Annotated in this window: 18 protein-coding genes and 1 tRNA gene; 16 read left to right on the top strand and 3 right to left on the bottom strand. The window is 74.3% G+C overall.

Going from position 1 to position 18,988, the window contains the following annotated elements; genetic code table 11:
• Nucleotides 1-20: 20 nt before the first annotated feature.
• From NRK68_RS25895 to sepH, 3 genes are all read left to right on the top strand, one after another.
• Entirely contained in the window at nucleotides 21-1,274 is a 1,254-nt protein-coding gene (locus NRK68_RS25895; RefSeq protein ID WP_183068294.1) for an MFS transporter, read from the top strand.
• Nucleotides 1,225-2,553, top strand: a complete 1,329-nt coding sequence (locus NRK68_RS25890; protein WP_183068293.1) for a D-arabinono-1,4-lactone oxidase — start codon at nucleotides 1,225-1,227, stop codon at nucleotides 2,551-2,553. The genes NRK68_RS25895 and NRK68_RS25890 overlap by 50 nt, the downstream gene beginning before the upstream one ends.
• 713 nt (nucleotides 2,554-3,266) lie before the next feature.
• Nucleotides 3,267-4,292: a septation protein SepH gene (gene sepH, locus NRK68_RS25885; RefSeq protein ID WP_183068292.1), complete on the top strand. Its 1,026-nt coding sequence runs from the start codon at nucleotides 3,267-3,269 to the stop codon at nucleotides 4,290-4,292.
• A gap of 33 nt (nucleotides 4,293-4,325) precedes the next feature.
• Here the strand turns inward: sepH and NRK68_RS25880 are convergent, their stop codons facing one another.
• The gene (locus NRK68_RS25880) at nucleotides 4,326-5,171 is read right to left on the bottom strand and encodes a sulfurtransferase (protein ID WP_257856890.1); all 846 of its coding nucleotides are present in this window, start codon (nucleotides 5,169-5,171) and stop codon (nucleotides 4,326-4,328) included.
• Between the two features lie 174 nt (nucleotides 5,172-5,345).
• Here NRK68_RS25880 and NRK68_RS25875 point away from each other — a divergent pair, with 174 nt between their 5' ends.
• Nucleotides 5,346-6,137, top strand: coding sequence for a VOC family protein (locus NRK68_RS25875; RefSeq protein WP_183068290.1), 792 nt, complete (start codon nucleotides 5,346-5,348; stop codon nucleotides 6,135-6,137).
• Here NRK68_RS25875 and NRK68_RS25870 read toward each other — a convergent pair.
• On the bottom strand, nucleotides 6,131-7,441 hold the full coding sequence (locus tag NRK68_RS25870; protein WP_257856889.1) for an MFS transporter: 1,311 nt from the start codon (nucleotides 7,439-7,441) through the stop codon (nucleotides 6,131-6,133). The two genes, NRK68_RS25875 and NRK68_RS25870, sit on opposite strands and share 7 nt — an antisense overlap.
• A gap of 112 nt (nucleotides 7,442-7,553) precedes the next feature.
• Between NRK68_RS25870 and NRK68_RS25865 the strand changes: the two genes are divergently transcribed.
• From NRK68_RS25865 to NRK68_RS25840, 6 genes are read left to right on the top strand one after another with little or no spacing between them, the layout of a single operon-like run.
• Complete coding sequence (locus NRK68_RS25865) at nucleotides 7,554-8,591, top strand: ABC transporter substrate-binding protein (protein WP_257856888.1); 1,038 nt, start codon at nucleotides 7,554-7,556, stop codon at nucleotides 8,589-8,591.
• The gene (locus NRK68_RS25860; RefSeq protein WP_373024523.1) at nucleotides 8,572-9,756 is read left to right on the top strand and encodes a FecCD family ABC transporter permease; all 1,185 of its coding nucleotides are present in this window, start codon (nucleotides 8,572-8,574) and stop codon (nucleotides 9,754-9,756) included. Before NRK68_RS25865 ends, NRK68_RS25860 begins: the two co-directional genes overlap by 20 nt.
• Nucleotides 9,753-10,568, top strand: coding sequence for an ABC transporter ATP-binding protein (locus tag NRK68_RS25855; protein ID WP_257856885.1), 816 nt, complete (start codon nucleotides 9,753-9,755; stop codon nucleotides 10,566-10,568). Before NRK68_RS25860 ends, NRK68_RS25855 begins: the two co-directional genes overlap by 4 nt.
• Nucleotides 10,569-10,614: 46 nt before the next feature.
• Nucleotides 10,615-11,457, top strand: a complete 843-nt coding sequence (locus NRK68_RS25850) for a Rossmann-like domain-containing protein (RefSeq protein WP_183068285.1) — start codon at nucleotides 10,615-10,617, stop codon at nucleotides 11,455-11,457.
• Entirely contained in the window at nucleotides 11,454-12,491 is a 1,038-nt protein-coding gene (locus NRK68_RS25845) for a GHMP family kinase ATP-binding protein (RefSeq protein WP_257856881.1), read from the top strand. Before NRK68_RS25850 ends, NRK68_RS25845 begins: the two co-directional genes overlap by 4 nt.
• Nucleotides 12,412-13,410 (top strand): pyridoxal-phosphate dependent enzyme, encoded by a 999-nt coding sequence (locus NRK68_RS25840; RefSeq protein ID WP_183068284.1) that lies wholly within the window; start codon nucleotides 12,412-12,414, stop codon nucleotides 13,408-13,410. The genes NRK68_RS25845 and NRK68_RS25840 overlap by 80 nt, the downstream gene beginning before the upstream one ends.
• Here NRK68_RS25840 and NRK68_RS25835 read toward each other — a convergent pair.
• Nucleotides 13,411-13,482, bottom strand: a tRNA-Cys gene (locus NRK68_RS25835). It abuts the gene before it with no gap.
• A 237-nt stretch (nucleotides 13,483-13,719) separates the two neighbouring features.
• Between NRK68_RS25835 and NRK68_RS25830 the strand changes: the two genes are divergently transcribed.
• The 6 genes from NRK68_RS25830 to NRK68_RS25800 all read left to right on the top strand — a co-directional run bounded on the left by NRK68_RS25830 (nucleotide 13,720) and on the right by NRK68_RS25800 (nucleotide 18,922).
• Entirely contained in the window at nucleotides 13,720-14,166 is a 447-nt protein-coding gene (locus NRK68_RS25830; protein WP_183068283.1) for a DUF6325 family protein, read from the top strand.
• Between the two features lie 123 nt (nucleotides 14,167-14,289).
• The gene (locus tag NRK68_RS25825; RefSeq protein ID WP_183068282.1) at nucleotides 14,290-14,580 is read left to right on the top strand and encodes an SHOCT domain-containing protein; all 291 of its coding nucleotides are present in this window, start codon (nucleotides 14,290-14,292) and stop codon (nucleotides 14,578-14,580) included.
• A gap of 39 nt (nucleotides 14,581-14,619) precedes the next feature.
• Nucleotides 14,620-15,987: a chloride channel protein gene (locus NRK68_RS25820; RefSeq protein WP_183068281.1), complete on the top strand. Its 1,368-nt coding sequence runs from the start codon at nucleotides 14,620-14,622 to the stop codon at nucleotides 15,985-15,987.
• A gap of 14 nt (nucleotides 15,988-16,001) precedes the next feature.
• Nucleotides 16,002-16,442 carry a DUF7144 family membrane protein gene (locus tag NRK68_RS25815; protein ID WP_183068280.1) on the top strand — a complete coding sequence of 147 codons (441 nt, stop codon included), beginning with the start codon at nucleotides 16,002-16,004 and terminating at the stop codon, nucleotides 16,440-16,442.
• Between the two features lie 6 nt (nucleotides 16,443-16,448).
• Nucleotides 16,449-17,963 (top strand): gluconokinase, GntK/IdnK-type, encoded by a 1,515-nt coding sequence (locus NRK68_RS36790; RefSeq protein ID WP_183068279.1) that lies wholly within the window; start codon nucleotides 16,449-16,451, stop codon nucleotides 17,961-17,963.
• Nucleotides 17,964-18,004: 41 nt separating this feature from the next.
• Complete coding sequence (locus tag NRK68_RS25800) at nucleotides 18,005-18,922, top strand: cyclase family protein (RefSeq protein ID WP_183068278.1); 918 nt, start codon at nucleotides 18,005-18,007, stop codon at nucleotides 18,920-18,922.
• Nucleotides 18,923-18,988 lie beyond the last annotated feature (66 nt).

The raw sequence follows: 18,988 nt of genomic DNA, 5'->3' as shown, positions 1-18,988 counted from the left end.
AGTCCCTTACGGAGGGCACCGTGCCCAGTCCCTACCGCGCGATATTCGCGACCCCCGGCACCAAGGGGTTCACAGCCGCCGGCCTCATAGGGCGGATGCCGCTGTCCATGGTGGGCATCGGTGTCCTCACGATGATCACCGAGCTGGGCGGCAGCTACGCCCTGGCCGGCGGGATCACCGCCACCATCGCCCTGTCCGCCGCCGCCGTGGGCCCCCAGGTCTCGCGACTGGTCGACCAGTACGGACAGCGCCGGGTGCTGCGCCCCGCCACCCTGGTCGCCGCCGCCTCGGTGACCGGCCTGCTGGTCGCGGCCGCGGGCGGCTGGCCGAGCTGGACCCTCTTCGTCTTCGCCGTCGTCGCCGGGTGCGTGCCCAGCGTCGGCTCGATGGTCCGGGCCCGCTGGACGGCCCTGTTCCGCGACACCCCCCAGCTGCACACGGCCTACTCCTTCGAGTCCATCCTCGACGAGGTCTGCTTCATCGTCGGCCCGCCCCTCGCCGCCACGCTCTCGGCCGGCTGGTTCCCCGAGGCCGGACCGGTGGTCGCCGTCGTCTTCCTCGTGACGGGCGTGTGGTGGCTGACGGCCCTGACGGCCACCGAGCCGAAGCCGCATCCGCGGCACGAGCACTCGGACCTCTCGTCCGCGCTGCGCTCCCCCGGCCTGCAGGTACTCGTGGCGACCTTCGTGGCGACCGGCGCGATCTTCGGCTCCGTGGACGTGGCCACCCTCGCCTTCGCCGAGGAGCACGGCAGCAAGTCCCTCGGCGGGATCTTCCTCGCCGTGTGGGCCTTCGGCTCCTGCCTCGCGGGGATCGTCTTCGGCCTGCTGCACTTCAAGGGCAAGGCCGAACCTCGCTGGGTGGTGGGCATCAGTGCGATGGCCGTGAGTATGATCCCCCTCCTACTGGCCGGGAACCTTCCGTTTCTGGCCGTGGCGCTCTTCGTCTCGGGCCTCGCCATCGCTCCCACGATGATCACCACGATGGCCCTGATCGAGGCGCACGTACCACACGCGAAGCTGACCGAGGGCATGACCTGGATCAGCACCGGCCTCGCGGTCGGTATCGCGCTCGGGTCCTCCGTGACCGGCTGGGTCGTCGACGCCGCCGGTGCGCGGACCGGGTACGTCGTCTCCCTCTCGGCGGGGGCGGCCGCGGCGGCGGTTGCGTTCGCGGGATACCGCCGGCTGACGAGGCCGGCGCAAGGGGAGGAGCCTGCAACCGATGGGGACGGCGACAGCACGGAACGGCAGCACGGCGACCGCGTGGCGTAACTGGGCGGGCAACGTCACCGCCACGCCCACCCGCGTGGTGACCCCGGCATCGGTCGGGGAGCTCCAGGAGGCGGTCCGCCGGGCCGCCGAGGACGGGCTGCGGGTGAAGGCGGTCGGCACCGGCCACTCCTTCACCGCGGCCGCCGCGACCGACGGGGTCCTCGTACGGCCCCAGGCGCTGGCGGGGATCCGCTCGGTCGACCGCGCCGCGGGCACCGTCACGGTGGCGGCGGGCACGGCCCTGAAGGACCTCAACCGGGCCCTCGCCGCCGAGGGCCTCTCGCTCACCAACATGGGCGACATCATGGAGCAGACGGTCTCCGGCGCCACGAGCACCGGCACCCACGGCACCGGCCGCGACTCGGCCTCCATCGCCGCCCAGATCCGCTCCCTGGAACTGGTCACCGCGGACGGCGAGCTGCTGGTCTGCTCCGAGAAGGAGAACCCCGAGGTCTTCGCGGCGGCCCGGGTGGGCATCGGCGCACTGGGCATCGTCACCGCGATCACCTTCGCCGTGGAGCCGCTCTTCTTCCTGACCGCCCGTGAGGAGCCCATGGGCTTCGACCGGGTGACCTCGGAGTTCGAGGAGCACTTCGCGGAGAACGAGCACTTCGAGTTCTACTGGTTCCCGCACACCGGCAACTGCAACACCAAGCGCAACAACCGCAGCCAGGGCCCCGCCGCCCCGCCCGGCCCGGTCAGCGGCTGGATCGAGGACGAGCTGCTCTCCAACGGCCTCTTCCAGGCCGTCAACTCACTGGGCCGTGCGGTCCCGGCGACCATTCCCTCCATCGCCCGTGTGGCCAGCCGCGCCCTGTCGGCGCGCACCTACACCGACATCCCGTACAAGGTGTTCACCAGCCCGCGCCGGGTGCGGTTCGTGGAGATGGAGTACGCCCTCCCGCGCGAGGCCGTGGTGGAGGCGCTGCGGGAGCTGCGGGCGATGGTCGACCGCTCCCGGCTGCGGATCAGCTTCCCGGTGGAGGTCCGGACGGCCCCGGCGGACGACATCGCGCTGTCGACGGCCTCGGGGCGCGACACGGCCTACATCGCGGTGCACATGTACCGGGGCACCCCGTACCAGGCGTACTTCACCGCGGCCGAGCAGATCTTCACCGCACACGGCGGGCGCCCGCACTGGGGCAAGGTGCACACCCGGGACGCCGAGTACTTCTCCCGGATCTACCCGCGCTTCGGCGAGTTCACCGCGCTGCGCGACCGCCTCGACCCGGACCGGGTCTTCGGCAACGACTACCTGCGGCGCGTCCTGGGAGCCTGAGGCAGGTCGGGGGGGACTCGTCCGCGGCGACGGCGTCGCGCCACCGGCGCTCGGCGCCGGCTCGCCGGAACGTGACGGTCCGTGGTCCGGGCCCGGGCTCCGGATCCCGTCCGGCCGGGAGGGGCTCGGAGGTGTCCGGCCCGGGGGTGCCGGCGCCGCCCCGCCGGGCGGGTTCCGCCCGGCCCGTCGCCCTCCCCTGTGTGTCCGAGCTCTCGTGATTCCGCTCTTCAGCAGTTACCGACAGCTGAGCGAAGGGGATAGTTCCGTTTCGGGCGATTCTGCGAAGCAGGACACCCGCGACAAGTCGGCACACAAGGGCGGGACCCGACAGCGGGCAGCCCAACTCCCGCCGTCCGAGGAAACTTCGGCGGCGCGGCGGTCCACCCAGGTGGCCCGAATGGAGTACTGTGGCGAGCCCTGGGTCTGTCCTTCCTTTCGGATGTCCGGACCCGGGAGAGGGGGCCGGCTGACGGAAAGCGGCACTCGAAGACCGGCGATGCCGCGGCATTGCACGGTTCCTGCTGCGCACAGTAACCACTTGGTCACTGTGCGTGCCCAACAGGTAACCGTGCCATAACGGCGATCAAGGGCGCATGCCCGACACGCCGGTTTAACTCGGCAAGGTTGTGGCAGGCTGCACCCGGGCAGGCCACACTCGACTAGCGGAAGCAGCGACGCACGTGACGTCGGCAGGCACCACCCGGGAGGTCCCCATGCCCGAACTGCGTGTCGTGGCCGTCTCCAATGACGGCACACGACTGGTGCTCAAGGCTGCGGACAGTACGGAGTACACGCTTCCGATCGACGAGCGGCTTCGGGCTGCGGTACGTAACGACCGCGCGCGCCTGAACCAGATCGAGATCGAGGTCGAGAGCCACCTCCGCCCCCGCGACATCCAGGCGCGCATACGAGCCGGTGCCTCCGCGGAGGAGGTCGCTCAGCTCGCCGGCATCCCCGTCGACCGCGTCCGCCGCTTCGAGGGCCCCGTGCTCGCCGAGCGCGCCTTCATGGCCGAACGCGCCCGCAAGACCCCGGTGCGCCGCCCCGGCGAGAACACCGGGCCGCAGCTGGGCGAGGCCGTGCAGGAACGCCTCACCCTGCGCGGAGCCGAGAAGGACTCCGTCCAGTGGGACTCGTGGCGCCGCGACGACGGCACCTGGGAGGTCCTCCTGGTCTACCGGGTCGCCGGTGAACCCCACGCGGCCAGCTGGACCTACGACCCGCCGCGCCGGCTGGTCGTGGCCGTGGACGACGAGGCGCGTTCGCTGATCGGCGAGTCGGAGGACCTGCCGGCGGCGCCGGAGCCGAGCTTCCCCTTCGTACCGAGGATCGCGCGCCTGCCGCGCGACCGGCCGCTGGACCGTGCCCTGGACCGGCAGCTGGAGCGGGTCGAGCCCCGGCCCGCGCCCGTACCGGAGCCGGAGGAGGAGCGGGACACGCTGACCAGCCTGCTGGAGGCGGTGCCGAGCTTCCGCGGCGACATGGTCGTCCCCGAGCGCACCGAGCCGACGGACACCGAACCGGAGGCGGAGGAGCCGCCGGCTCCCGCCGCGTCGGCGGGTGCGGGCGCCGCGTACGCGGACGTCCTGATGCCCCGTACGGTGGCGGGGCACCGCGACCGGCTGACGGGCACCACCGACCGGCAGGCCGAGGCCGACGGGGTCCGCCCCGGGCGCCGCGCGGCCGTCCCGAGCTGGGACGAGATCGTCTTCGGCACCCGCCGCAAGAAGCAGGAGTAGCCCCGGGGCCGGGCGGTGCCCGGCCCCGGGCAGCTACTGGGGGTCCGGACCCGTGGCCACCGGACGGGCCGGGTCCGCGCACCAGTGCGACCAGCTGCCCGCGTAGAGGTCGGACTCGATACCGGCCACCGCCAGGGCGAGCACCTCATGGGCTCCGGAGACCCCCGAGCCGCAGTACACGCCCACGGGCCTCCCCTCCGAGGCGCCGAGCGCCTCGAACCGGGCCCGCAGTGCGTCCGCCGGCAGGAAGCGGCCGTCGGGGCCCACGTTCTCGGTGGTCGGTGCCGACAGCGCGCCCGGGATGTGGCCGCCCACCGGGTCGATCGGCTCCACCTCACCGCGGTACCTCTCCCCCGCCCGGGCGTCCAGGAGGACGCCTTCGCGCGCCCGCAGCGCCGCCGCGTCGGCGTCGAGCAGCCCGCGAGCACCCGGGTTTGGCTTGAAATCGCCCTCAACCGGAATCACCCGTTCGGCCGTGAGTTCGCCTCCCGCCGCCGTCCACGCGGCCAGGCCGCCGTCCAGGACTCGCACGTTCGGGTGACCCGTCCAGCGCAGCAGCCACCACGCGCGGGCCGCCGCCCAGCCCTGGCCGCCGTCGTACACGACCACGGGCCCGTCCGCCGGGACCCCGGCCCTGCGCATCGCCGCGCCGAAGGCCTCCGCGTCCGGCAGCGGGTGGCGCCCACCCGACCCGGCCGGACCTGCCAGTTCTCGGTCGAGGTCGACGTACGCGGCGCCCGCCAGGTGTCCGGCCTCGTACGCGGGCCGCTGGTCGGGGCCGCCGAGCTGCCAGCGGACGTCGAGCAGGACCGGCGGCCGGGAGCCCGCCAGCTCGTTCCTCAGTTCGGCGGCGGAAAGGATCGCAGTGTTCGCAGTCATGTCGGCCATCTTCCTCCCCGCCCGGCACCCGCGTCACAGGGCCGTCATCAGCGGGGCACCTGTTCCGGTCAACTCCGTTCCGGACCACCGGAATGCGGCGCGGCCGGGGCGCGCCGCGTGCGCCGGAGTGGAACCATCAGCACCGGTGACGGCACGACGGAGGAGACGGCTGACATGACCGAGGCAGCGGAAGCGATCCGGCGCACCCCCGGCACCCCGTGCTGGGTGAGTCTCATGGTGCACGGCCTCGGGAGCACCGAGGACTTCTACGCCGACCTGTTCGGGTGGGAGTACGTGCCAGGGCCGGAGCAGCTCGGGCCGTACGTCCGTGCCGTGCTGGACGGCCACGAGGTGGCGGGGATCGGCGAGATGCCGCCCGACGGACATCTTCCGATGGCATGGACCACGTACCTGGCCACGGACGACGCCGACGCGACCGCCGAGTCGGTCCGGGCGTGCGGCGGCACGGTCGCGGTGGGACCGCTGGACGCCGGTGTCGCGGGGCGGGTGGCGATCTGCTCGGACCCGCTGGGAGCGGTCTTCGGGCTGTGGCAGGCGCAGGCCCGCCTGGGCGCCCGGCCGCACGGCGGGCCGGGCACCCCCGTCTGGCACGAGCTGATCACCCAGGACGCCTCGACGGTCGGCAAGTTCTACGAGCACGTATTCGGCCACGAGGCACAGACCCATGCCACCGCCCCGGACGATTTCGACCACCTCACCCTGAACCTGGCGGGCCGACCCGTCGCCGCCGTGCACGGCGTGGGCCGTTCGCTGCCGCACGACCGGGGTCCGCACTGGCTGGCCTACTTCGAGGTGGAGGACACCGACGCCGCCGCGAGCCGGGTCGAGGAGCTCGGCGGACGCGTCGTCGACCCGCCCCGGGAGGGCATGCGCGGACGGCAGGCCACGGTCGCGGACCCGGAGGGCGCGGTGTTCGCCCTCCTGCGGTCACGGCCTTCTCACTGAGTCTCCCGCGGCGCCGGCGGCCGGCCGAAGTGGCGGGCGGTGGGCGCCAGTGCGGCCGCCGCGGGGACGAGGAAGCAGGCCGCGGCGCACGCGCCGAGGACCGGGGTGACCCCGAAGGTGTCGATGGCCGGGGCGATCAGAGCCAGGCCCACCGGGGCGAGGCCGTAGGACACGAGGAAGTCCAGTGAGGAGACCCGGGCGAGCTTGTCCGGGGCGACCTCGCGCTGCGTGGCGGTGAACCAGGGCACGTTGAACAGTTCGATCCCGATACCGGCGACCGCGTAGGCACCGATCACCACGGCCGGGTGCACGGGGAACATCAGGCTCAGCGGCGCGAAGCCGTAGGCGGCCAGGCCCGCGAAGGCCGCCCAGCCCTGGGAGCGCGGCCGCAGGCGGGCGGTGACCAGGGCGCCGCCGAGCGCGCCCACGGTGTAGGCCGTCATGGCGGCGGCCAGGACCCACTCGGTGGCGTAGCGGTCACGGCTGATCAGGGGCAGGGCGACGCTGGTGGCGGAGTAGCCGAGCGCGATCACGGCGGTCAGGGCGCCCAGTCCCGCGAGGAACCAGGGGTGGCGGCGGGCCTCGCGTATCCCGTCGACGAACTCGGCGCGCAACGACGCCCGCCGCGGCCGGGGCGCATCGTCCGGCGCCGCGGCCGTGGCCCCCCGGCCCGGCAGGAGCGCGGCGACCAGCCAGAGCAGGCCGATCCCGAGCAGCAGGGTCGCGACGCCGGTGAAGGCCGCGAGCAGCGCGGTCAGGGCGGGCCCGGCCAGAGTGGAGGCGCGTACCGCCAGGGTCGTCGCGGCGTTGGCCTGCTGCCTGCGGTCGGCGTCGACGACCTCGGCCGTGAGCGCCTGGAAGGCGGGGCGGCAGGCCCCCTGGCCGGCGCCGGCCAGGGCGGCGGCGACGGTCATCAGCAGCAGCGAGCGGCCCAGTCCGACCGCGAGGAGAGGTGCGGCCGCCGCCGCCGCGAGGGCGGACCAGAGCACGACGGCCCGGCGGGAGTGACGGTCGGCCAGCACCCCGCCGACGGCCACCGCGACGAGAAAGCCGGCGGTGCGCGCCGCGAGCACGAGACCCAGGCCGGCCGCGCCCAGTTCCCGTTGCAGCACGGCGAGGCCCAGGACGAAGGGCAGGGCCCAGGTCGCGAGTCCGGAGGCGGTGGTGCCCGCCCACAGACGCAGGAAGGCGATGTCGCGCAGGACGGAACGTGCCTGCGGTGGACGGCTCTTGGACTCCGTGGGGGCAGGTGTGGTCGCCACGATGTGGTGCTCCTCATTTCTATTAATGAAAACGATAACCATTACAGTACTCTGTGAACGCGGCGCTCCTGCCCGGTGCACGACCACGTCCGCGTCCGCGTCCCGCCACACCCACGCCCACGTCCACATCCACGCCCTCCCCGACGGAGATCCCATGCGCCACCGCGCCCGAACCGGCCTCGCCCTGACCCTCGTTCTCGCCTCCGCGGCCGCCGCGGCCGGCTGCGCGACCACCCCCGACCGCGGCACGGACCGCACCGCGGCGGGTGCGGCCGCCGCCCGGACCGCCGTCACCAGCTGCGGCAGCCGGCTCTCCTTCGACGGACCTCCCGAACGCGCCGTCGCCCTGGACCAGACCTCCACCGAGACCCTGCTCGAACTGGGCCTGCAGGACCGGATGGCCGGGACGGCCAACCTCAAGACGAAGATCCCCGCGCAGTACCAGGAGGCCTACGCCAAGGTCCCGGTGATCGCCCCCAAGATCGCGACCGGCGAGCAACTGCGGGCCGCCACACCCGACTTCGTGGTGGCCGGCTCCACCGACCTCTACACGAAGGACCGGGCGGGCACCCGGGAGGAACTGGCGGCCCTGGAGGTCCCCGCCTTCGTCAGCGCGGTGGACTGCCCCCAGCACAACGACGCCGGGAAGTCCCCCTTCGAGCTGCTCTTCTCCGACTACGAAGCGCTGGGGAAGGTCTTCGGCGCCGAGGAGCGGGCCGCCGCGCTCGCCCGGGAGCAGCGCGCGGCCGTCGCCAAGGCCGGCGAGAGCGCCGCCGGCACGGCCCGGGACGGGAAGCAGCCCACCGTCGTCTACCTCTACTCCGTCTTCAACGGCATGCCGTACGTCGCGGGCCGGACCGGCCTGCCCAGCGAGATGAGCCGGATCGTCGGCGCCCGGAACGCCTTCGACGACGTGGAGGAGGACTGGCCGGAGGTGTCCTGGGAGGAAGTCGCCCGGCGGAACCCGGACTTCATCGTGATCGGCGACCTGTCCGAGCGCGGCCGGCCGGGCGACAGCGCCGCCGAGAAGCGCAGTGCGATGGCCGAGGACCCGGTGGTCTCCAAGCTGGCGGCGGTGCGCGACAACAGGATCGTCGAGGTACCCGGCATCGAACTGGACCCGTCCGTCCGGTCCGTGCACGCGCTGGGCCTGCTGGCGGCCGGGATGAAGGATCTCGGGTATGCCCGCTGACGCGGCCGGCCGGGCCGGGCCGGCGGCCCCGGCCACGGACCTCGCGCCGGACCCGGCACCGGCCGCGGCCACGGGCCCGTCCGTCGACCTGCTGCACCCCTCGGCCCGCACCCCGGGCCCGGCCGCCGCCGCGCCGTCCGCGCCGGCCTCCCGGTACGGTCCCGCGCGGGCCGGGCTGCTGATCGCCATGGCGGTCGTACTGGCCGCTTCGGTGGCGGCCGCCACCCGGGTCGGCACCGCCGACGTGGGATGGACCGACCTGGCCCGGGTGTTCGGGGCGCGGCTCGGGCTGGACACCGAACCGCTGCCGCCGCTGCTGGACTCGCTCGTCTGGGACCTGCGGCTGCCGCGGGTCCTGATGGCGGCCCTGGTCGGCGCCGCGCTCGCGGTCTGCGGCACGGTGCTCCAGGCCGTCACGCGCAACGCCCTCGCCGATCCTTACCTGCTCGGGGTCTCCTCGGGCGCCGGGGCGGGAGCGGTCGCGGTGGTCGTCCTCGGTGTCGGCGCCGGCACCCTCGGCGTCACCGGCGGGGCGCTCGCCGGGGCGCTGCTGGCGTTCGCTGGGCTGCTGCTCCTGCTGCGCCGCACGGGTCTGGACTCGGTCCGTATCGTGCTGACCGGTGTGGTCGTCGGTCAGCTCTTCACCGCCCTGACCTCGCTCGCCCTGATGGCCTCGGCGGACGCCGACACGACGCGTGCCGTCACCCACTGGCTCCTGGGCTCGATGGCCCCGGCCCGCTGGGACGCCGTGGTGGTCTGCGCGGTCGTCACCCCCCTGGGGCTGGGCGCCGCCTGGCTGTGCGCGAACGCCCTCGACGGGCTCGCCTTCGGCGCGGACACCGCCGCCTCCCTGGGGATCGGCGTACGGCGCACCCGGATGCTGCTGCTGGTGGTGACGGCCGTGCTGACCTCGGTCGCGGTGGCCACCGTCGGTGCCATCGGATTCGTCGGGCTGATCGTCCCGCACGGGGTGCGCTTCCTGGCCGGGCCGCTGCACCGGGTGCTGCTGCCCCACGCGGCGCTCGCGGGCGCGGTGTTCCTGGTGTGGACGGATGCCCTGGCGCGGGTGGTCTTCGCGCCCCGGGAGGTGCCCGTCGGCGTGGTCACCGCGCTGATCGGGGTCCCGCTGTTCCTCGTCGTCCTGCGCCGGAGGGGGGAGCTGTGAGGATCACCGCCGAAGGGCTGAGCTGGTCGGTCTCGGGCAGGCCCGTCGTCCGCCGGGTCGGCCTGGACATCGCACCGGGCGAGACCGTCGGGCTGCTCGGCCCCAACGGCTCGGGCAAGTCCTCGCTGCTGCGCTGCCTGGCCGGGTTGCGCGTGCCCGACGAGGGCACGGTGCGCTACGACGGCGTGCCCGTACGGGACTTGAGCGCCCGCGCGATCGCCCGCCGGGTCGCGTTCGTCGCGCAGGACTCCGGCCTCGACACCGACCTGCGCGTCGCCGACGTGGTCGGGCTGGGCCGAACCCCGTTCCGTGACCGCTGGCGCGGACCGGACGCCCACGACCGGGCCGTGGTCGCCGCCGCGCTCGAACGCGTGGAACTCACCGCGCTCGCCTGGCGCCCGTGGAAGTCCCTGTCGGGCGGGGAGCGCCAACGGGCCCACATCGCCCGGGCGTTCGCGCAGCAGCCGTACGTGCTGCTGCTGGACGAACCCACCAACCACCTCGATGTGAAACACCAGCTGGAGCTGATGGAGCTGCTGTCCGGAGCCGATCAGACGGTTCTGGTCGCGCTGCACGACCTGGGCCTGGCCGCCCGCCACTGCGACCGGCTGCTGCTCCTGTACGGCGGCCGACTGGTCGCCTCCGGCGCTCCCGCCGACGTCCTGACCCCGGAGAACCTCGCCCGGTTCTTCGAGGTGGACGCCGAACTGTCCGCCGACGCCCTGGGCCGGCCGGCGGTCACCTACCGCGGGCCGCTGCGCGGCGCCGCGCCCCGGGCCCCCTCCCGGTCCGCTGCCCCGTCCGCCCCCTGAATCCCCTCCCGGCCCCCTCCCGATCCGCGCTCCGACAAGGAAACCCATGACGAACCCCGCCCCCACGACGACCACCGCTCCCCCGGCCGGCGTCGACGCCCTGATCGAGGCCGTACTGGCCGGCGAGCACGGGCCACTGCCCTCCGGGCTGACGGCGACCAGCGTGTTCTGGATCCACCACGGCACCCGGCTGGCCGGCGGCGACACCACCTACCTCAACCAGTACGTCCTGGTCCGGCTCGGCGGAGCCTTCGGCGGCTGCGCCTTCGAGGCCGGTGAGATCGACCCGGCGATCTGCCGCGATTCCTCCGGCGCCCCGCTGGACGTCCTGCTGCGCGAGGCACCCCGCCCGCTGCGGATCGCCGCCCTCGACGCCTACCTGGCCTTCCGGCACCCGCACCGCGACTCCGGGGCCGAGCCGGTCACCCTCCCCGCCGGTACCCCCGAGGTGCGGGCGAGGGCCCGCGACGCTGCCATCGCCGGGCTGCTGGACATCGACCGCGGGGCCGCGGTCGGCCTCATCGGCGTGGTGAACCCGCTGGTCGCGGCAATCCGCGAGCGCGGCGGCGCACCGCTGCCCTGCGACTTCAACCTCCGTACCACCCAGTGGGGCGACCCCGTCACCACCGACATGCACGAGGTGCTGGAGCGCGCCGACGCCGTCGTCGCCACCGGCATGACCCTGAGCAACGGCTCCTTCGACACCATCCTCGACCGCTGCCGCACGCGGGGGATCCCGCTCGTCGTGTACGCGCAGAGCGGCAGCGCCGTGGCCCGTGCCTTCCTCGGCGCCGGGGTGACCGCCGTGTCCGCCGAGCCCTTCCCCTTCTCCCAGTTCAGCGCCGACCCGACCACCCTGTACCGCTACCGGACGGCGGCTCCGGCGTGATCGCGGCGACCCGCCGGAACTCCCCCGGCGCCGACCGCCGCGGCGCCGGGCACGCCTCCTGCCACCACGGCGAGATCCTCCAGGGCGTCTTCCTCGACGCCGCCGGGCGCCGGTGCGCCGGCCTGGTCACCCTGCCGATGAGCGGGCCGGGCAGCCGGGCCGAGTTCACCCGGCGGCCCGGCACCCCGCCGGAGCGGCTCACCGTACGGCCCGCGGACCGTACGAAAGCGGCGCGCGCGGCGGCCTTGGCCGTCGAGGAGTGCGCCCTGCGCTGCGGGGAGCCGCCGTGCGGCGGGGAGCTGCGGATCTCCGGCGACATCCCGGTGGGCCTGGGGATGGGCAGCTCCACCAGTGACGTCATCGCGGTGGTCCGGGCGGTCGCGGACTCCTACGGGATACGGCTCCCGGCCGCCGCCGTCGCCCGGCTCGCGGTCCGTGCCGAGCTGGCCTGCGACCCGCTGATGCTCGACGCCCGCCCGGTGCTCTTCGCCCAGCGCGAGGGGCGGGTGCTGGAGGTGCTCGGCCACCGCCTGCCGTCCCTCGTGGTCGTGGGCTGCGCCCTGGGCGGGGGCGCGCCCGTGGACACGCTCTCCCTCCCGGCCCGTGAGTACGACGACCACGACGTGCTCGCCTTCGAGCGGCTGCGCGTGCTGCTGCGGCGGTCGGTGACCACCGGTGACGCCGCGCTGCTCGGCCGGGTGGCGACGGCCAGTGCCCGGCGCGGGCAGCGGCTGCTGCGCCATCCGGAGTTCGACGCGCTCGTCGGCATCGCCCGGCGGCTCGGAGCAGTGGGCGTGCAGATCGCGCACAGCGGGGCGGTGGCCGGGCTGCTGCTGGACGCCGCCGCACCGGGGCTGCGCCACCGGGTCCGCGGCTGCCTGCGGGCCCTGGAGGGCGAGGGCATCCCCGCCACCCACACGTTCACGACCTTCCCGACGACCAAGGAGTCCCCGAGTGGACCAGCACATCGCGGAGGCCATCGGCCGACCGGACCTGATACGCCTCGACGACCGGCTCGTCTGTCTGCGCTTTGAGACGATGAAGGTGGTCTCCGCCCTCGCCGCGGTCCGCCACCTGCTCGACACGGGCGTGGTGCGGCGCGGCGACACCCTGCTGGACAGCTCCAGCGGGATCTACGCGTACGCCCTCGCACTGGCCTGTCACCGCTACGGCATGCGCTGCCACATCGTCGGCTCGACGACGGTCGACGACACGCTGCGCACCCAGCTCGCCGTGCTCGGCGCGACGCTGGAGCGGATGGAGCCCTGCAGCGACCTGAAGCTGGACCAGAAGCGGCGCGTCGAGCGGGTCCACGAGATCCTCGCCGAACACCCCGGGCACCACTGGATGCGCCAGTACCACGACGACGTCCACTACCTGGGCTACCGGGCGGTGGCCGACCTGATCCGCGGGGCCACGGACGGTGCGGAGCTCACCCTCGTCGGCGGGGTCGGCTCGGGCGCGTCCACCGGAGCCCTCGCCCACTACCTGCGCGAGGACGCGCCCGGCACCGAGCTGGTCGGCGTGCAGCCCTTCGGCAGTGTCACCTTCGGCGCGGAGCACGTCGCCGACCCGGAGATCATCATCGCCGGGATCGGCAGTTCCATCCCGTTCGGGAACGTCCGGCACGCGTCGTACGACACGCTTCACTGGATCTCCTTCGAGGCCGCCCTGTCCGGCAGCGTCGACCTGCTGCGCCGGCACGCGGTGTTCGCCGGGCTGTCCACCGGGGCCGGCTATCTGGCGGCGCGCTGGGAGCGGGCACGGTCGCCGCGGCGCACGGTCCTCTTCGTCGCCGCCGACACCGGCCACCGGTACGTGGACTCCGTGTACGCACGGCACCGCGAGGCTGTCCCCATCGGCTCGCTGGCCCCGCGGCAGGTGGCGGGCCGGGACGGGCTGGCCCTGCCCTGGTCCCGGATGGACTGGAACCGGGCGGACCCTCCGTCGTAGAGACCGTGGCGGGATTCGAACCCGCGTCACCGGATTTGCAATCCGGCCCCTGGGCCACTCGGGCACACGGTCGTGGTGGCGCTTCGGGTACGACCGTAGGCGCACCGCGCGGCGAGGTGAAGGGAACGCCGCGGCCCGACACACGACTGCCATACGCCGTTCACGGACCGCGCCGGGCGCGGCCGTCGGGGGCCGGTGGCCGGAGGTGCGAAGGCGTCGTGGGGGTGCTGCAATGAGCTGGTGGGCTGCCCCGCAGTGTGGCGGCTCACGGCGCGGTCACCCCCACCGCATCGCACATGAGGAGTGGTGATGAGCGACGAGATCAGCGAAGACATCGAAACGATGGGGCCGGTCGACTACCTGGTCGTCGAGTTCCCCGGCAACAGGATGACCGGCGAGGGCCTGCCCCTGCTCGTCGATCTCGTGGACCGCGGCATCATCCGCATCCTCGACCTGGTCTTCGTCCGCAAGGATGCCGATGGTTCGGTCGTCGCCCTGGAGCTGAAGGAGGCCGGCGGCGGCGAGATGGACCTGACCGTCTTCGAGGGTGCGGCTTCGGGCCTGCTCGGCCAGGACGACATCGACGAGGCCGGTGCCGCCCTGGAGGCCGGCAACTCCGCCGGGATCCTGGTGTACGAGAACGTCTGGGCGGCGCCGTTCGCCCGCGCCCTGCGCCGCGGCGGCGCGCAGCTGGTGGCCGGCGGCCGGATTCCCGTCCAGGCGCTGCTGGCCTCGCTCGACGCCATGGAGGCGTGAGCCCGGGCCGAGGGCGGCGGGCAGCGGGCAGCGGCCCGACCCGCGGCCTCCGACACCTGACGACCCGCGGACCGGACGCGCGCTGCGGCCGTCCGCCCCGAGGAACCAGGGAGATGACGCCCCATGCCAGGACTTCTTCGCGGCGTAGCCCGTACCGCCGTCGTGGCCGGAACCGCCACCGCGGTGTCCAACCGCGTCTCGCGGCGGCAGGCGGGCCGCTGGCAGCAGCAGGAATACGAACAGCAGCAGGCGTACCAACAGCAGCAGGCCCCTCCGCCCCCTCCCCCGGCCCCGCCCGCCGGCGACGACATGAGCAGCAAGCTCGACCAGTTGCAGAAGCTGGGTGAGCTGAAGGCCCAGGGACTGCTGACCGAGGAGGAGTTCGCCCAGCAGAAGAGCAGACTCCTCGGCTGAGGAGCCGGTCGGTCACGGGGGACGGGAAGGGATGACCCCATGACGGCACCGCGTACCCCGGCCCCGGCATCCGCCGAACCGCCCGCCGAGGGCGACCGGTTGCGGGACATGCTGCGCACACCGGGCTACCTGAAACTCCTCGTCCTGTGCGCCCTCGTCGGCATCCCCGTCTCCCTCGCGGCGTTCTGGTTCCTGGTCGGGCTCCACGAGCTGGAGCACCTGATGTGGACCGACCTCCCGCAGGCGTTCGGCTGGAGCGCCCCGCCCTGGTGGTGGCCGCTGCCGCTGCTGCTGGTGGCCGGTGTCCTGGTCGGGCTGGTGGTGACCCGGCTGCCCGGCGCGGGCGGGCACATCCCCGCCTCGGGACTGCACGCCGGAGGTGCCTCCTCCGCCGCGTTGCCGGGCGTGATCCTGGCGGCCGTGCTCAGCCTGCCGCTGGGTGCGACCCTCGGCCCGGAGGCCCCGCTGATCGCCCTCGGCGGGGGGCTCGCGCTGCTGTTCCGGGACCTGGCGCAGGCGCCAGCGACCCCGCAGAGCACGGCCATCCTGGGTGCGGCCGGCGCCGCGGCGGCCATCTCCGCGATCTTCGGCAATCCGCTGATCGGTGCCGTGCTGCTGATGGAGGTGGCCGGCGTCGGCGGACCGCAACTCTTCGCGATCATGCTGCCGGCCCTGCTGTCCAGCGGGGTCGGCGAACTCGTGTTCACCGGCTTCGGCCGCTGGACGGGCCTGGCGACGGGCAGCCTGACACTGGAGCTGGACGCGCCCTTCCCCCGCCTCGACGCCCCCGACGTGCTGTGGTCGCTGCTCCTGGCGGCCGTCCTGGGCGTCTTCATGCACATGGTGCTCGCCGGCGGCCGGTTCGCCTCCGTGTACGTGGCCCGGCGGCCGGTGGCCCACACGGCCGTCTGCGCCGTGGCGGCGGGTGCCTTCGGCGCCCTGTACGCGCTCGTCACCGGCAACTCCCCCGTCGACGTGGCGTCCTCGGGCCAGGCCGTGATGGGCAGCATGGCCGCCGATCCGCAGGCCTGGGGCATCGGGGCGCTGATCGCGGTCCTGCTGTGCAAGGGCGCGGCGTACGCGCTCTGTCTGGGCAGCCTGCGCGGCGGCCCGATCTTCCCCGCTCTGTTCCTGGGCGCGGCCGCGGGTGTGCTGTTCGCACCGCTGCCCGGGCTGGGCGTCATACCGGGCATGGCGGCCGGCATGGCGGCCGCGGCCACCTGTGCGCTGCGGCTGCCGGTCAGCAGCGTGGTGCTCGTCGTGCTGCTGCTCGGCAGCGGCGCGATGATCCCCGTGATCATCCTCGCGTCCGTGGTCGCCTTCGTGGTGACCGAACTGCTGCCGCCCGGGCCCGAGGTCCCCCCTGTGGGCAGGCCGGTCGCAGTGCCCGCGGCCGGGGCGAAGTGAGGAAGGAGCACGTCATGACGAGTCATGCGGGCGGAGCACGCCCGAACGGCGCGGCGTCGACCGCGCGGAAGGGCGGCTTCAGCGCCCGCAGCGGCTGGCTGCTCTTCGCCGGATTCCTGATGATCTTCGGCGGACTGATGATGGTGTTCTCGGGCATCTCCGCGCTCGCCAGGGACGACGTCTTCATCCCCACCCCGCACTACGCCTACGAGCTGGACCTCACGGGCTGGGGCTGGATCCACCTCATCCTGGGCGTCGTGATCTTCTTCGCCGGATTCGCCGTGATCAAGGGCGCCCTGTGGGCCCGCGTCGTCGGCCTGGCGCTGGCGGGCCTCAGCATGGTCGCCAGCTTCATGTGGCTCCCGTACACACCGTTCTGGGCGCTGGTCCTCCTGGCGGTCGACGGTCTGATCGTCTGGGCCCTGTGCACGGCACCCGGTCTCCTGGAGGACTGATCCCGGATGCCGGTGGAAGCCGCGCCGCCGACTCCGCTGGTGCTCGTCGTCGGGGTGTCCGGCTCGGGCAAGACCACGGTGGCCCGGCTGCTCGCGGAACGGCTCGGCTGGCCCCACCGGGACGCCGACGAGTTCCACTCCCCGGCCAACCGGGCCAAGATGGCCGCCGGGCACCCCCTCGACGACGTCGACCGGGCGCCCTGGCTCGCCGCCATCGGCGCCTGGATGGACGAAGAGGCCGCGGCGCACCGCCCGGCCGTGGTCACCTGCTCGGCGCTCAAGCGCTCCTACCGGGACCGGCTGCTGCGGGGCCGGCCCGGAGCGCGCCTGCTGTACCTGCACGGTACGCCGGAACTCCTCCGGGCCCGCCTGGGGGCCCGGCACGGCCACTTCTTCCCGCCGGCCCTGCTGGACAGCCAGTTCGCCGACCTGCAGGAACCGGGCCCCGACGAGCACCCCGTGGTCGTCGAGGTCGACCAGCCGCCGGAGGCCGTGGCGGCGGCGGCGCTCTCCCTGCTGGACCTCGCCGTCCCGTCCCCGCCGTCCGAGGAGACCCCCATGCCCGAGCAGACGCCCCGGTCCACGGGCCCCACGGGTGAGCAGTGGGAGCTGCGCCACGGCGGGCAGCGCGCGGTCGTCGTCGAACTCGGGGGCGCCCTGCGCCACTACGAGGCCGACGGAGTGCCCCTGCTGGACGGGTTCGCCGCCGACGAGCCGGTCACCTCGGGCCGCGGCCAGCTGCTCGTGCCCTGGCCCAACCGGGTGGGCGGCGGCCGCTACCGCTTCGACGGCGCGGACCTGCGGCTTGCGCTGAGCGAGCCGGAGCGGCACAACGCGATCCACGGACTGCTGCGCTGGACCCCGTGGCGGCTGCTCGCCCACTCCGGCGACGCGGTCCGGGTGGGCACCACCCTCCACCCGCAGCCCGGATACCCCTTCCTGCTGGAGGTGTTCGCCGAGTACCGGCTCGACGACGACGGCCTGGCGGTGCTGGTCCGCGCCGTCAACGCGGGCCCCACGAGGGCCCCGTACGGGGTGGGGCAGCACCCGTACCTGACGGTCGGCACCGGTCTCGTCGACACGGCGCTGCTCACCGTGCCCGCCCGCCGCCGGCTGACCACCGACGAGGAGGGCCTGCCGACGGGCGAGGAGCCCGTCGAGGGCACCGCGTACGACTTCCGCACCGCCCGGCCCATCGGCGCGCAGGCGTTGGACACCGCCTTCACCGGACTCGAACGCGACCCGGAGGGGCGGACCGTGGTGCGGCTGGCGCACCCGTCGGGGCGGCGCGGTAGCGACCTGTGGCTCGGCGAGGGCACCCGGTACGTGCAGATCTACACGGGCGACACCCTGGGAGAGCCCGGGCGGCGCCGGCGCGGTGTCGCCGTGGAGCCCATGTCCTGTCCGGCGGACGCCTTCCGGACCGGCAGCGGCCTCACCGTCCTGGAGCCGGGGGCCGGCCATGTGCTCCGCTGGGGGCTGCGCCCCTGGGGAAGCGCGGACCCGGACGGGACCCGATGACCCGGCCCCCCGGACCTCGCGGACCCACCGCGGCGCGGCCCATGAGCACGGAGGACTTCCGGACTCTGTACGAGCGGCTGCGCCGGGCGGCGCGGTCCGGCCCGGACGGCGGGCGGCGCGGGGCGCTGCGCCACCTGACCCCGGCCCGCGTCGCGGCGGCCGCGGCCGAGGTACGGCTCGGGCGCACGGTGTCCCTGGCCGCTCCGATCGAGACCCGGCCGGGCCCGGACAACCCCGAGCCGGCGAAACACCGGATGACCGGCCCCGCCCCCGGGGAGGCCGGGGCCGACGGGCTGCACTTCGCCCTCGACCGCTTCGCCATGAACGTCCACGGGGACGCGGACAGCCACCTCGACGCGCTGAACCACGTGCTGTACGACGGCGAGCTCCACGACGGGGTCCCGGCCGGCGACGCGACGGCCCCGGAGGTCCGTTCGCTCTCCGTGGACCTGGTCCGGGAGGGCATCGTCGGACGGGGTGTGCTGCTGGACGTGCCGCGGGTGCGCGGCGTGCCCTGGCTGGAGCCGGGGGACCACGTGACGGTGGAGGACCTGACGGCCGCCGAGGCCGCCGAGGGGGTCCGCGTCGGCCCCGGGGACCTGCTGCTGGTCCGGGTGGGGCACCGGCGCCGCCGCGGGGAGCTGGGGGCGTGGGAGGCGGCCCGGGCCAGGGCGGGCCTGCACCCGCGGGCCATGGCGTTCCTGGCCGAGCGGGAGGTCTCCGTCCTGGGCGGCGACGGCAACAACGACACCGCCCCCAGCGCGGTGGCGGACGTCGCCTTCCCCGTGCACGTCCTGGCGGTGCACGCGATGGGCGTGCACCTCATGGACTATCTGCAGTTCGAGGAAGTGGCCGGGGCCTGCGCACGGGCCGGCCGCTGGAGCTTTCTGTGCGTGGTCGCGCCGCTGCGCCTGCCGGGCGCCACCGGCTCCCCTGTGAACCCGATCGCCGTGCTGTGACGGCGGTCCGCGCCGGGATCCGCCCGGCCGGGTCGCCGTCCGGTGGCCGGGCGGCTAGCTTCGAAT

This window comes from Streptomyces yangpuensis (assembly GCF_024666385.1).
Classification (GTDB): Bacteria; Actinomycetota; Actinomycetes; order Streptomycetales; family Streptomycetaceae; genus Streptomyces; species Streptomyces yangpuensis.
Note: the sequence above shows the minus strand (reverse complement) of the source record. Positions and strands in the feature narration are given on the sequence as shown.

Bases quoted from the DNA above. Each gene is read 5' to 3' on its own strand.
- NRK68_RS25890 (WP_183068293.1), top strand. From the start codon at position 1,225: ATGGGGACGGCGACAGCACGGAACGGCAGCACGGCGACCGCGTGGCGT.
- sepH (WP_183068292.1), top strand. From the start codon at position 3,267: ATGCCCGAACTGCGTGTCGTGGCCGTCTCCAATGACGGCACACGACTG.
- NRK68_RS25880 (WP_257856890.1), bottom strand. From the start codon at position 5,171: ATGACTGCGAACACTGCGATCCTTTCCGCCGCCGAACTGAGGAACGAG.
- NRK68_RS25875 (WP_183068290.1), top strand. From the start codon at position 5,346: ATGACCGAGGCAGCGGAAGCGATCCGGCGCACCCCCGGCACCCCGTGC.
- NRK68_RS25870 (WP_257856889.1), bottom strand. From the start codon at position 7,441: ATGGTTATCGTTTTCATTAATAGAAATGAGGAGCACCACATCGTGGCG.
- NRK68_RS25865 (WP_257856888.1), top strand. From the start codon at position 7,554: ATGCGCCACCGCGCCCGAACCGGCCTCGCCCTGACCCTCGTTCTCGCC.
- NRK68_RS25850 (WP_183068285.1), top strand. From the start codon at position 10,615: ATGACGAACCCCGCCCCCACGACGACCACCGCTCCCCCGGCCGGCGTC.
- NRK68_RS25830 (WP_183068283.1), top strand. From the start codon at position 13,720: ATGAGCGACGAGATCAGCGAAGACATCGAAACGATGGGGCCGGTCGAC.
- NRK68_RS25825 (WP_183068282.1), top strand. From the start codon at position 14,290: ATGCCAGGACTTCTTCGCGGCGTAGCCCGTACCGCCGTCGTGGCCGGA.
- NRK68_RS25820 (WP_183068281.1), top strand. From the start codon at position 14,620: ATGACGGCACCGCGTACCCCGGCCCCGGCATCCGCCGAACCGCCCGCC.
- NRK68_RS25815 (WP_183068280.1), top strand. From the start codon at position 16,002: ATGACGAGTCATGCGGGCGGAGCACGCCCGAACGGCGCGGCGTCGACC.
- NRK68_RS36790 (WP_183068279.1), top strand. From the start codon at position 16,449: ATGCCGGTGGAAGCCGCGCCGCCGACTCCGCTGGTGCTCGTCGTCGGG.
- NRK68_RS25800 (WP_183068278.1), top strand. From the start codon at position 18,005: ATGAGCACGGAGGACTTCCGGACTCTGTACGAGCGGCTGCGCCGGGCG.